This window comes from Microbacterium sp. NPDC058345 (assembly GCF_042723855.1).
GTDB lineage: Bacteria > Actinomycetota > Actinomycetes > Actinomycetales > Microbacteriaceae > Microbacterium.
Window position 1 is genome coordinate 1,315,317 of record NZ_JBHXIG010000001.1, and the last position, 12,681, is coordinate 1,327,997.

The following is a 12,681-nucleotide window of genomic DNA, read 5'->3' on the forward strand; positions in this document are numbered from 1 at the left end:
TCAGCCGGGGGTGCACCCGCACGATTCACGGACGCGCAGCGTGGTGGAGAGCTCGCGATGACGTCGCTCGGGGCCCGGGTCCGTCACCGCCCGCACGGCGGCCACCGCCATCTCGTCGAGCGGCTGCACGGATGTCGTCAGGCGCGGCCACACGAAGTCCGCGGTCAGTGTGCCGTCGAAGGAGGCGATGGCGATCTCGTCCGGCACCCGGATGCCACGCCGACCGAACGCCGCCAGCAGTCCGATGGCGATCTGATCGGAGGCCGCGAAGACCGCCCGCGGCCGCCGCTCGGCGTCGGCGAGCTGCATTCCCGCGTCATGGCCGCCCTGATAGCTGAACGGCACGTGCAGCTGCGTGCCGAGAGGCAGGCGCGCCTCGTCGAGCGCTGACCGCCACCCCCGTTCCCGGTCGTCGTATCGTGCGGCGCTGCCGACGAAGGCGATGTCGCGGTAGCCGTGACCGACCAGGTGCGCGGTGGCCTCGCGCGCCCCCGCGCTGAAGCCGACGCCGATGCTCTGCAGGCCGTCGATCTCGCCGAACGGACCGATCACGACCGCCGGGATGCCGAGCGCTTCGACGAGCGCCTGCTCCCGGGCGGTCAGCACGTCGGCGATGATCAGCCCGCCGATCTGCCGCGACACCAGATCGCGGATCTGCTCCGACGTGGTCACCTGGGTGCGGTCGGAGTTGACGATGAGCAGCGAACGCCCGGTCTCGGCGCTGGCCTGATCGAGTGCGTGGCAGAGCTCGGCGAAGAACGGGTTGCGGTTGTCGTTGACCAGCAACCCCAGCATGTCGGCCGACCCCTTCGACAGCGCCCGGGCGACGGCGTTCGGCCGGTACCCCAGCACCCGCACCGCATCCAGCACGCGCTCGCGGGTCAACGGCGCGACGGGTTTCGGTCCGTCGTTGAGCACGTAGCTGACGACGGCCGTGCTGACCCCTGCGTAGCGCGCGACATCGGCGCGGGTCACCGACCGCGGACGGCGCTCATCCGGCATCCGGGTACCCCAGGTCGGGAATCGTGAGGCGCTCGCCGCCCCGGCGGGCGGAATCGTGGGCGATCACGCCGGGCAGCGTGAAGCGTGCCGCCTGCCAGGCGTTCACCGGGGGCAGCGCGCCGTCGCCGACGGCGCGAACGAAATCGTCCACGAGGAAATGGTGACTGCCTTCATGCCCGTTGTGCAAGGTCTGCAGCTCGATCGGGATGCGGGCCCGCTCGGACTCGTGGATCGCGGCGTAACCGGAGATGAACGCATCGCGCAGCGCCGGGGCGACGTGGGCCAGTGCGGGATCGTCGGCGGCCGCCGACGCATGGGTGTCGATCAGGTGCGAGATGTCCTCGACGCCCTCGCGGTTCTGCCACACCGTGGTGCGCGCCAGCTGCTCGAAGGAGCCGTCGGTGCCGAACCACCGGAAGCGCGACTCGCGAAGGTGCGAGGGGTAGCCCACGCGCCGGAACTCGTTGACGCGCATCGACCCGCCCGCCGCGAGCTCGAAAAGGGCGGTCGCGTTGGAGAAGTCATTGTCGAACTGACTCACCGAGCGGTCGAAGACCCCGTCGCCGCGGGTGTCGGTGACACCGATCGCCGACACCGCGGTGGCGTACGTGGGCCAGGCACCCAGCACCCCGCCGATCGAGTGCGTCGGGTACAGCAGCGGTGGGTAGCTCGCCGTCGCCTTCCAGCCTTCACCGCCGGAGTACTGGTACGCCTCGTAGAACCCGAGGTCCATGTCGTGGACGTAGTCGCCCTCGCCGTAGAACAGCCGGCCGAAGGCACCCTCCGCGAGCTTCTGCCTGGCGAACACCGTCGCCGGGTTGTAGTAGCTCGTCTCGCCCATCATGTACGTGAGCCCGGTCTCGCGCACGGCATCGATGATCGCGGCGATCTCGTCGACGCTGATCGCCATCGGCACGGCCGAGTAGACGTGCTTGCCGGCGCGCAGCGCCTTCACCACCAGCGGACCGTGCGTCCAGCGCTGGGTGAAGATCGCGACGGCATCCACCGTCGGCGACGCGAGCATCTCGTCGAAGGAGCGGAACGCGCCGGCCAGGCCGGCGGCGCCCACCAGGGCGTCGGCGCGGGACGCGAGCACGTCGGTCACGTGCACCGCGGACACACCGGGATGGTGGTGGAAGAGGGTGGCGAACTGTCCGGCGAACTGCCCCGCCCCGACGATCCCCATGCTGAACGCCATCTGGCAGTATTCCTCGCCTCTCTACGGGTGTCACAGGAGGGAGGCCCCGGAACCCTGCCCCTCAGTGGGGTTCCGGGACCCCTTGATCCCCAGTGATCTACGCGGGTAACCTATCACGAACGGCGGCTTCTCGCCTCACCTTTTTCTGCACGATGTCGTCGAAGAACAGCGAGGGACGGAACATGAAGCGCACGATGATCGGTGTCGCGGCGGTCGCCGCGGCCGCACTGGCCCTCACCGGATGCAGCGGGGATGCCGGCGGAGACGGCGGCGACGTCGAGATCGAGATGCAGACCAACTTCGGCGCCTCGGACCCGTCGCTGAAGGTGCTGCAGGAGATCACCGACGCCTACCAGGACGACAACCCCGGCGTGACGATCGACCTGGTGCCCTCGACCGACACGTACGAGGCCGACATCAAGGTGCGTCTGTCGTCGGGCGACCTGCCTGACATCTGGGCCACGCACGGCTGGTCGCTGCTGCGCTACAGCGAGTTCCTCGAGCCGCTGGACGAGCGGCCGTGGGCGAAGGATTTCAACGAGGCGCTCGCGCCGGCCATGAAGAACGACGACGGCCAGTTCTTCGCGCTGCCGATCGACACCGACGTCGCCGGCATCGTCTACAACCGCACGGTGCTGGCCGACGCCGGCATCGATCCGGCATCCCTCACCGACTGGACCGCCTTCGAGGCGGCGCTGACGTCGCTGAAGGACGCCGGCGTGACACCGATCTCGTCCTCGGGCAAGGACAGCTGGTTCGCCGGCAACATCGTCGACTTCATCGGCTCCGGCGATTTCAGCGAGGAGTCGTTCGAGGGCTTCCTGGACGGCACCTTCGACGAGGCGGGCTACACCCGCATCCTCGAGCACGTCTCCGACTGGCAGCAGGCGGGCCACTTCAACCCCGACTACTCGTCGGCCACCACCGACGATCTGGGGCGGGCGCTGGCCGAGGGCACCACGGCGTTCGTCTTCGTGCAGAACTACCTCGTCGCCACCGCGCTCGGCTTCAACCCCGACGCCGACCTCGGATACATGCCGATCCCGTCCGAGGACGGCGAGCCCTTTCTCGTCGGCGGCGAGGGCCGGGCGTACGGCGTCGCGAAGGACTCGCCGAACAAGGAGCAGGCGCTCGACTACCTCGACTTCCTCGCCCAGCCCGAGAACCTGTCGCAACTCGCGGGTGCCGTGGGCGGCATCCCCGGTCTGACGAACGCGGAGAGCGATCTGGGCATCCTGCAGGCGAGCTACGACGAGTTCGTCGCGCCCGGTGATCTGCCACTGCAGCCGTACTTCGACCGGGTGTACCTGCCGAACGGCATCTGGGACACGATGGTCGCCACCACCGACGGCGTGATCACCGGGCAGATGAGCCCCGCCGACGCCGTATCGCAGATGACGTCGAGCTACGACTCGCTGCGAGGATGACCACCGCCACCGTCGTCGAGAACGACACCGCGGTGACCCAGCCGAAGCGGGGGACAGGGGGGGCACGTCCCCCGCTTCGCCGGGCGGCGGCTCGACCTGCTGTACCTCCCCGCCCTCATCCTGCTCGGCGTCTTCACCCTGTGGCCGCTGCTGAACGGCATCCTGCTGTCGCTGACCGACTGGAACGGATACAGCGCCGACCGGGGGTTCTCGGGTGTCGAGAACTATCTGCGCCTGTTCGACGATCCCAACTTCGGCACTGCGCTGCGGAACACCTTGGTCTACGGCTTCGGCTCCACCCTGGTGCAGCAGGTGGTCGGTCTCGCGCTCGCCCTCGCGCTCGACAGGGCGGTGCGCGGGCGGGGACTGGCCCGCGCGATCATCTACCTGCCCGTGCTCGTCTCACCCATCGTGATGGGCACGATGTACTACCTGTTCTTCTCGTACAACTCCGGCGGACTGAACGATCTCGTGATCGCGCTCGGCGGTGAGCGCACCGCCTGGCTGAGCGACGCCGGTGCTGCCGTCGCGATCATCGTGGCCGTGAACTCGCTGCAGTTCGTCGGGATCTCGATGGTGATCTACCTCGCCGGACTGCAGTCGATCCCGACGATGTACTACGAAGCGGCCCGGCTCGACGGGGCGAACTCCTGGCAGTCGTTCCGCAACATCACGGTGCCGATGCTGCAGCCGGCCTTCGCCACCAGCATCGTGCTGAACCTGATCGGCGGTCTGAAGCTCTTCGACGTCATCCAGGTGCTCACCGGAGGCGGTCCTGGCTACGCGACCAACTCGGTGTCGACGCTGATCGCGAAGATGTACTTCGACAGCCAGCGCGCGGGCTACGCCTCGGCGATGGGCGTGGTGCTGTTCCTCATCATCGCGGTGTTCACGCTGCTGCTGAACACGATGCTCAACCGCCGCAGGCTGGAACAGCTGTGAGCGCGGTGAGGGAACCGACGACGGCGCGGCGGGGGGAGATGCCGCCGGCACCCGCTCGCTCGCCATGGCCGGCGCGGCTCGCCATCGGCGTGGGGGTGCTGCTGGCCGTGCTGCTGCAGCTGCTGCCGTTCTACATCACCCTCACCTCGTCGTTGAAGGCGCGCAGCGACCTGTCGTCGCAGTGGCTGCCGCCGTTGGCCGACGTGTACTGGCAGAACTTCGCCACCGCCATCGAGCAGGGCCACATCCTTCGCGCGATCGGCAACAGCGCCCTGGTGACGGTGTGCAGCACGGTGCTCGTGTGCGTGCTGGGTGCGCTCGCGGCCTACCCGCTGGCGCGGCGCCCCACCCGCCTGAACAAGCTCGTGTTCGCGGTGATCGTCGGGTTGATCATGATTCCGCCGTTGTCGGTGCTGGTGCCGCTGTACGCCCAGATGGTGCAGCTCAACGGCGTCAACACGTACTGGGGCACCATCCTGGTGATGACGGCGACTCAGCTGCCGCTCGCGATCTTCCTGTACACCTCGTTCATGCGCGGGCTGCCCGTCTCGATCGAGGAGGCGGCGTCGGTCGACGGGGCCAACGCCGTGCAGGTGCTGTTCCGGGTGGTCGTGCCGATGCTCCGGCCGGTGACCGCGACGGTCGTGATCCTCACGGGCGTCAACGTCTGGAACGAATACGCCCTGAGCGTCTACCTCATGCGCAGCCCCGAGATGCGCACCATCGCCCCGTCGATCAGCAGCTTCTTCGCGACCTCGTCCAGCGACCTCGGCGCCGCGGCGGCGGCATCCCTCATCTCGGTGCTGCCCGTGCTCATCGTCTACCTCGTGCTGCAGCGCTACTTCATCAAGGGCATGGTGGCCGGGTCGGAGAAGTGACCCGGCGCATGCTAGACTGACTCTTTGTCTGCGCGCTCTCCTGCGCGCAGTTCGTCCCTCCCCCTCATTCTCACCGGTCCTGCGCGGCCCGGTCGGATGTGAGTGGAAGGGGCCGACAAGGGATCTTGGGTGGGGCCGTCCGGCCTCACGGTATTGAAGGAGTCACAACATGGCAGCAGTGTGCCAGGTGACCGGTGCTGTTCCCGGCTTCGGTCACAACATCTCGCACTCGCACCGCCGGACGAAGCGCCGCTTCGACCCGAACGTGCAGAAGAAGACCTACTACGTGCCGTCGCTCGGTCGTAAGGTCACCCTGAACGTGTCCGCCAAGGGCATCAAGGTGATCGACGTCCGTGGCATCGAGAACGTGGTCAAGGACCTCCTTGCGAAGGGTGTGAAGCTCTAATGGCGAAGAAGGCTCAGGACGTCCGTCCTATCATCAAGCTGCGCTCGACGGCGGGCACCGGTTACACCTACGTGACCAAGAAGAACCGTCGTAACACCCCCGACCGCATCGTGCTGAAGAAGTACGACCCGGTCGTCCGCAAGCACGTCGAATTCCGCGAGGAGCGTTGATCCATGGCTAAGAAGAGCAAGATCGCTCGCAATGAGCAGCGCAAGGTGATCGTCGACCGGTACGCCGAGCGTCGCGCCGAGCTGAAGAAGGCTCTCGTGAGCCCGACCTCGACCGACGAGCAGCGCGAGGCCGCTCGCATCGGCCTGCAGAAGCTGCCGCGCAACGCATCGCCGGTGCGCGTGCGCTCGCGCGACGTCATCGACGGCCGCCCCCGTGGTGTGCTCACGAAGTTCGGCATCTCGCGTGTCCGCTTCCGTGACATGGCGCACCGCGGTGAGCTGCCCGGCGTGACCAAGTCGAGCTGGTAAGCAGTTCTCAAGGGCGGGGATCTTCGGATCCCCGCCCTTTCTGCATGTCTGGGCGCGGGGCCGCGACGCGCGCGTAGGAGATCGACGCGGTTGCAGGAGGTTTTGGCAGCATCCCTCCTGCATACGCGTTGATCTCCTTCACGCGAGTTCTTTCCACAATGACGTTCGCGTTCGGAGCTCTCCACAGAAGGACGGATCGCGAGGCCTGCCCGATGCCGGATGCCGGATGCTGTGGGCGTGGATCCCGTCATCGAACTGCGGCGGTGCGGCGGCATCGCGCGCGTCCGCTCGCTCCGCCGGGCCGGCGTGAGCGACTACGCCCTGCGCCGAGCGAAGGCAGCGGCCCGGATCGTCGGCATCCGTCCCGGCTGGGTTGCCACGCCGGATGCCGACGCCGCCGCGGTCGGCGCGGTCAAGCGCGGGGTGGTGCTGAGTTGCGTGACGGCAGCGGAACGCGCAGGACTGTGGATGCCGCAGAAGAGCGCGTTCCACGTGGCTGCCGCTCCGCACGCCGCACGTGTGACGGTGCCGGACGACGTCACCGTGCATTGGTCGAAACCGGTGCTGCCGCGTTCGGCCGACGCCGCAGTCGATCACCTCGTCAACGCGCTGGCGCTCGTCGCCCAGTGCCAGTCGTTCGAGACCGCCCTGGTGATATGGGAGTCGGCGCTGAACAAGGGTCTGATCGACCGTCAGGCCATGTTCCGGCTGCCCCTGCCTCCGGCCGCAGCGGCAGTACTCGAGCAGGCGCGGCCGTTCGCCGACTCAGGTCTCGAGACGATCATCATCCACCGGCTGAGCTGGTTGCGAGTGCCCATGCTTCCGCAGGCGTGGGTGCATGTTCACCGCGTCGACCTGCTCATCGGCGACCGGCTGGTGATCCAGATCGACGGTGCAACGCACACCGGGGCGCAGCGCACCGGCGACATCGCGCATGATGCGCAGTTGACGCTGCAGGGGTATCACGTGCTGCGATTCAGCTACGGGCAGATCATGGATCGCTGGTCCGAGGTGCAGGCGGTGATCATGGAGGCGATCGCTCAGGGGCTGCACCGTGCACACCGCTGACCCGGTATGCAGGAGATCAACGTGAACGAAGGAGGAGAGTGCGGTCTCCACTCCTTCACGCGCGTTGATCTCCTGCACGGCCGTGGCGCGCAGCGCCGTCCCGCCCCCAAATCTGTGACTGGTGTGACTGAAGTGGCCTGACACGCCGAGAAATGTGCTCGAAACCCGCGAAATGACGCGGATTTCGCTTCCTCGGTTGATACTGTCAAGGCGGTCGATCGACCGACGGAGGTTCGCCTCCGAAACCAACATGATGCGGCGGACCATCGTCGCTGGAGGATGACATGGCTGACAAGTCCATCACCAAGACCGAGCTCGTCGCGAGCATCGCTTCCGCCACCGGCGAGAGCCAGGCCACGGTCTCGCGCGTTCTCGACTCGCTCTTCGGCTCCGTCTCGGACGCCGTCGCCAAGGGCAGCAAGGTCTCGATCCCTGGCTGGATCTCGTTCGAGCAGGTCGACACCGCCGCCCGCACCGGCCGCAACCCGCAGACCGGCGCCGAGATCAAGATCCCGGCCGGCAAGCGCGTCAAGGTGACCGCCGGCTCCAAGCTGAAGGCTGCCGTCAAGTAAGACCGCATCCCCGCACGAAGGCCGTCCCTCCCGGGGCGGCCTTCGTCGTCCCCGGCGTCCGCACACAGGCTTCGCGCCTAGGCTGGAACGGTGAACCCCTACCGTCTCGCGGGCCTCGCGACGCTGCTCGCCGGGGCGACCGTGGCAGTGATCGCGGCGCTGCTCGTCGGCGGCGGCGCCGTGCCGCCGAGGCTGCTCGATCCGGGGCCCATCGTGATGTGGGGTCTGCCGGTGGTGAAGCTCATCGCGAACCTCGCCGCCGCGGCGATGCTCGGTTCACTGGTGCTCGCGCTGTTCGGTCTGCGCAGCGGGCAGAGGTCCTTCGACATCGCGCTCGACACCGCATCCGTCGGTGCCGCCGTCTTCACCCTCGCCTCGGGTGTCACGGCGTTCCTCACCTTCATGGCCGCGTTCAACCCGAAGCTGTCAGCCGACCGCTCGTTCGGCGAGCAGTTCGGCAGATTCCTGCTCGAGTTGCCTCTCGGCCAGGCGTGGCTCATCACGACGGTGATGGGGGCCGTCGTCACGCTGCTGGTGTTCGGCTGGCGCAGCTGGACCGGGACCATGCTCACGGCGGTGCTCGCCGCAGCCACCTTCCTCCCGATGGCCACCCAGGGGCACTCCGGCGATCTGGCGGGTCACACCGTCGCCGTCAACGCGATCCTGCTGCACACGATCGGCGCGGCTGTCTGGCTGGGCGGCGTGATGCTGCTCGTGCTGCTGCGGCCGGGTGCGATGCGCGATCGCGCGCCGAGGGATGCCGCCGAGCGGATCGATCTGCCTCTGCTGGTCGCGCGCTACTCGTCGCTCGCCCTGGCGGCATTCGTGGTGGTGGCGGTCTCGGGTGTGGCGCGCACCGTCGTCGCCCTCGGTGACTGGTCGGAGCTGCTCAGCCCCTACGGCGTGATCGTCATCGCCAAGGCGGCGCTGCTCGCCGGCCTCGGACTGTTCGGGGCCTGGTACCGGCGCCGTCTCATCCCGCACCTCAGCGGTGAGCGGCAGAAGCGGTCGTTCTTCCGTCTCATCCTCGGTGAGCTGCTGCTGATGGGCCTGGCGTCCGGTGCGGCGGCCGCGCTGGCCCGCACGCCTCCGCCGGTCGGCGAGGAGCCCCCGGCCGTGCAGACGCCGGCGCAGCGGCTCACCCGTGAGGTGCTGCCGCCCGAGCTCAGCCTGGACCGCTGGTTCACTTCCATCGACATCGACGTGCTCTGGCTGGTGGCGGTGGGCTTCGGCGTCGTGTTCTACATCGCCGGCGTGCTGCGCCTGCACCGGCGCGGCGATCGCTGGCCGATCCAGCGCACGGTGTTCTGGATGCTCGGCATGGCTTTGCTGCTCTGGGTCACCTGCGGTCCGCTGAACAGGTACCAGGAGTACCTGTTCAGCGTGCACATGCTCGGGCACATGGTGCTCAGCATGGCGATCCCCCTGCTGCTGGTCAGCGGCGCCCCGATCACCCTGGCACTGCGAGCGGTGCACAAGCGCGAAGACGGCACGCGCGGCGGACGCGAGTGGATCATGTGGGCGGTGCACTCGCCCTTCTCCCGTGTGGTGACGCATCCTTTCGTCGCAGCGGCGATCTTCGTCGTGTCGCTGTGGGCCTTCTACTTCACCGACCTGGTGCGCTGGGCGATGTACGACCATCTCGGCCACGAGTGGATGATCCTCCACTTCCTTCTCTCGGGCTACCTGTTCGTGATGAGCCTGATCGGCGTCGATCCGGTGCCGTACCGTCTGCCGCACGCGGGCCGACTGATCACTCTCATCGCGGTGATGGCCATGCACGCCTTCTTCGGCATGGCGATCATGATGCAGGAGGGCCTGATCGTCGCGGAATGGTTCGGATCGATGGGGCGCACGTGGGGGCCGACGCCGCTCGAGGATCAGTACATCGGCGGCGGCATCGCCTGGTCGGTGGGCGAGATCCCGACCCTGATCCTCGCGATCACGGTCGCGATGCAGTGGTCGCGATCGGATGCCAGGCTGCAGCGTCGCCGTGACAGGCACGCCGACCGCACGGGCGACGCGGAACTGGAGGAGTACAACGCGCGTCTCGCGGAGATCGCCGAGCGCGACAGGAGGATCGCGCAGCGCGAAGCGCACTGAGCGACAACGCCGAGTGCGCGACGGAGGTCTACTCGTCGGACGAGGGCGAGCCGACGCGGATGGATGCCGACCCGTCGGGCATGATCGCGATCGTGCCGTCGACCTGGAACGGCACGTCCTCCGAGACGGTCTGCACCGAGCCGTCGAACAGCGACATAATCTCGACCTCGATGTGCGCCACGGCATCCGTCGGCGGGATCGCCCAGTTCGACCCGTCGGGAACGACGGTCACCTTCGGCTGCTCGGCGATCGACCACTTCGGCACCGAGCCGTCGACGAGGCGGTTCTGCACCTCGAGGCCGAACGGGCACGACGTGGGCTGGAGCACCTCCTGCGTGGCGCATCCGAGGAGGAACTCCTCGACCCTCTGCTGCACCACCTCGGTGAACTGCTCGGTGGGCATCGCCTGCACATCGACAGGGGTGCGCGCCAGCGGGGTGTCGGCGAGCACGCTGACGCCGGGCGACGCCGCGATGGCCGTGTCGACGGTCACCGAGTACATGCCGGGAGTGAGCACCATCAGGTGCAGCGGGTCGAGCGGCGTGGCATCCGCTCCGGCCGCCGAGACCTGCCGGCGGTCGATGGCGAAGCCGTTCACGGTGAACTGATCGGACCCGCGCACGGTGAGCTCGATCTCGGCGAGCGGGCTGCGTGCGAACCGCCAGTCGGGGGTGATGCCGGCCCAGCCGTCCTGCACGACCTGGAACGTGGTCATTCCCCGCACGCCCGCCGCCCGGTATTCGATGCTGACGGCGTAGGCGCCGTCCGCGGCCTTCTCGGAGGTGATGTGCGCGTCGGTGAGCGGGGCGAGCGCCGCCGGGCGCAGCAGCGCCTCGGATGCCGTCCTGTCGATGCCGGAGTCTTCGAGCAGCGCGAGATCGACCGACACCCCCGGCAGCAGCAGCGCGTCGGCGGCACGGCCGGACGAGAGCAGATCGAGATAGCGCTGCACGAAGGCGGACGGGCTGTAATACTGCTGGTACAGAGACACGCCGCCGGCGGCGAGCGCCGCGATGAGCAGCACGCCGACGATCCCCAGGATCGTGAGGTCCGTGCTCAGGCGGGCGCGCCGCCGGGACCCCCTCCGAGCGTGCATCATGGCGCAAGTCTAGAGATGCGCTCCTGGGACGGCGCCGAACAGCCTTAACATGGGGTGCGTGTCCGCGCCGCCCCTCTCCGATGAACAGCGCGCGCTGTTCCGTCTGATCGAGGACACCGACGAGCACGTCTTCATCACCGGCCGCGCCGGGACAGGCAAGTCGACGCTGCTGCAGCACTTCGCGTGGAACACCAAGAAGCAGATCGCGATCTGCGCTCCCACCGGCGTCGCGGCCCTGAACGTGGAGGGGCAGACGATCCACTCGCTGTTCCGGCTGCCCATCGGGCTCATCGCCGAGAGCGAAATCGATCAGTCGGATGCCACCCGGCGCATCCTGAACGCCATCGAGACCCTGGTGATCGATGAGATCTCGATGGTGAACGCCGATCTGATGGACGCCATCGACCGGTCGCTACGCCAGGCGCGCGGCCGCCGGGCCGAGCCGTTCGGCGGCGTGCAGGTGGTCATGTTCGGCGACCCGTACCAGCTCGCCCCTGTGCCGCCGCGCGGCGATGAGCTGCGCTACATCCAGGATCATTACCGCTCGTTCTGGTTCTTCGACGCCAAGGTCTGGACCGGCGGCGCGGCGTCGGACGGGGGGATGCTCGACCTCGGCGCGCACGGTGCGAAGCTGCACGTGCGCGAGCTGGTGCGCATCCACCGGCAGTCCGACGACGGGTTCAAGTCCATGCTGAACGCGGTGCGCTACGGCCGGGTCACGGCCGACATCGCGGAAGCGCTGAACACGCAGGGTGCGCGCACGCCGCCGGAACCCGAGCCCGGCGAGGTGCCGATCATCACCCTCGCGACCCGCAACGACATCGTGAACACCATCAACCGGCGGCACCTGGAGGCGCTGCCGGGTCGCGAGCAGACCGCCCGTGCCGAGGTGTCGGGCGACTTCGGCCGCGGCGAGGCGAACTATCCCGCCGATTCCGAGCTGAAGCTGAAGGTCGGCGCCCAGGTGATGTTCCTCCGCAACGACACCGGCCTGCAGGGCGAGCCGCCGCGCTGGGTGAACGGCTCGATCGGCACCGTCACCCGCATCCTCGGCGGCACGGTGCGCGTCGACGTCGACGGCGAGGAGTTCGATGTCGAACCCGCCGTCTGGGAGCGGTTCCGTTACGCGTACAACCCGGGCACGAAGACGCTCTCCCGCGAGGTGGTGGCGGAGTTCACGCAGTTCCCGCTGCGGCTCGCGTGGGCGGTGACCATCCACAAGTCGCAGGGCAAGACCTACGACCGGGCGATCATCGACCTCGGATCCGGCGCGTTCGCCCCGGGCCAGACGTACGTGGCGCTGAGCCGACTCACCTCGCTCGACGGGCTGTACCTCTCGCGTCCGCTGCGCCCGCGTGACATCCGGGTCGACGAGGACGTGCGGCGTTTCATGCGGGAGGCGTGGGAGGCGCGGCGGGCCGAGGCGGTCACGGGCTGAGCGGCGCGGGTGGCAGGCTCCCAGCCTCCGCGTTCTAGACTCGGAGCATCCATCCCCGGGAGAGTCGAT

General features: G+C 68.3%; 13 protein-coding genes. 10 read left to right on the top strand and 3 right to left on the bottom strand.

Going from position 1 to position 12,681, the window contains the following annotated elements; all coding sequences use genetic code 11:
• Together ACFWH5_RS06155 and ACFWH5_RS06160 are read right to left on the bottom strand one after the other, a co-directional pair.
• Entirely contained in the window at positions 1–1,002 is a 1,002-nt protein-coding gene (locus ACFWH5_RS06155) for a LacI family DNA-binding transcriptional regulator (RefSeq protein ID WP_378832911.1), read from the bottom strand.
• A complete protein-coding gene (locus ACFWH5_RS06160) occupies positions 992–2,200 on the bottom strand; it encodes a Gfo/Idh/MocA family protein (protein WP_378832914.1) in 1,209 nt (402 codons plus the stop codon). Before ACFWH5_RS06160 ends, ACFWH5_RS06155 begins: the two co-directional genes overlap by 11 nt.
• Positions 2,201–2,382: 182 nt before the next feature.
• On the opposite strand from ACFWH5_RS06160, the gene ACFWH5_RS06165 reads away from it, so the two are divergent.
• The 9 genes from ACFWH5_RS06165 to ACFWH5_RS06205 all read left to right on the top strand — a co-directional run bounded on the left by ACFWH5_RS06165 (position 2,383) and on the right by ACFWH5_RS06205 (position 10,075).
• Positions 2,383–3,627: an ABC transporter substrate-binding protein gene (locus ACFWH5_RS06165; protein WP_378832916.1), complete on the top strand. Its 1,245-nt coding sequence runs from the start codon at positions 2,383–2,385 to the stop codon at positions 3,625–3,627.
• 276 nt (positions 3,628–3,903) lie between these two features.
• A complete protein-coding gene (locus ACFWH5_RS06170) occupies positions 3,904–4,569 on the top strand; it encodes a carbohydrate ABC transporter permease (RefSeq protein ID WP_378832918.1) in 666 nt (221 codons plus the stop codon).
• Positions 4,570–4,607: 38 nt separating this feature from the next.
• The gene (locus ACFWH5_RS06175) at positions 4,608–5,447 is read left to right on the top strand and encodes a carbohydrate ABC transporter permease (RefSeq protein ID WP_378832920.1); all 840 of its coding nucleotides are present in this window, start codon (positions 4,608–4,610) and stop codon (positions 5,445–5,447) included.
• A 169-nt stretch (positions 5,448–5,616) separates the two neighbouring features.
• Complete coding sequence (rpmB, locus tag ACFWH5_RS06180; protein WP_309066081.1) at positions 5,617–5,853, top strand: 50S ribosomal protein L28; 237 nt, start codon at positions 5,617–5,619, stop codon at positions 5,851–5,853.
• Positions 5,853–6,023 carry a 50S ribosomal protein L33 gene (gene rpmG, locus ACFWH5_RS06185; RefSeq protein ID WP_298041383.1) on the top strand — a complete coding sequence of 57 codons (171 nt, stop codon included), beginning with the start codon at positions 5,853–5,855 and terminating at the stop codon, positions 6,021–6,023. The genes rpmB and rpmG overlap by 1 nt, the downstream gene beginning before the upstream one ends.
• Before the next feature lie 3 nt (positions 6,024–6,026).
• Positions 6,027–6,332 carry a 30S ribosomal protein S14 gene (rpsN, locus tag ACFWH5_RS06190; protein ID WP_378832923.1) on the top strand — a complete coding sequence of 102 codons (306 nt, stop codon included), beginning with the start codon at positions 6,027–6,029 and terminating at the stop codon, positions 6,330–6,332.
• A gap of 237 nt (positions 6,333–6,569) precedes the next feature.
• On the top strand, positions 6,570–7,400 hold the full coding sequence (locus tag ACFWH5_RS06195) for an endonuclease domain-containing protein (RefSeq protein WP_378832925.1): 831 nt from the start codon (positions 6,570–6,572) through the stop codon (positions 7,398–7,400).
• Between the two features lie 284 nt (positions 7,401–7,684).
• Positions 7,685–7,972, top strand: coding sequence for an HU family DNA-binding protein (locus ACFWH5_RS06200; RefSeq protein WP_378832927.1), 288 nt, complete (start codon positions 7,685–7,687; stop codon positions 7,970–7,972).
• Between the two features lie 90 nt (positions 7,973–8,062).
• On the top strand, positions 8,063–10,075 hold the full coding sequence (locus ACFWH5_RS06205; protein WP_378832929.1) for a cytochrome c oxidase assembly protein: 2,013 nt from the start codon (positions 8,063–8,065) through the stop codon (positions 10,073–10,075).
• Positions 10,076–10,103: 28 nt separating this feature from the next.
• On the opposite strand, the gene ACFWH5_RS06210 is transcribed toward ACFWH5_RS06205, so the two are convergent.
• Positions 10,104–11,174, bottom strand: a complete 1,071-nt coding sequence (locus ACFWH5_RS06210) for a hypothetical protein (RefSeq protein WP_378832932.1) — start codon at positions 11,172–11,174, stop codon at positions 10,104–10,106.
• Between the two features lie 58 nt (positions 11,175–11,232).
• Here ACFWH5_RS06210 and ACFWH5_RS06215 point away from each other — a divergent pair, with 58 nt between their 5' ends.
• Positions 11,233–12,612, top strand: coding sequence for an ATP-dependent RecD-like DNA helicase (locus ACFWH5_RS06215; RefSeq protein WP_378832933.1), 1,380 nt, complete (start codon positions 11,233–11,235; stop codon positions 12,610–12,612).
• Positions 12,613–12,681: the final 69 nt, after the last annotated feature.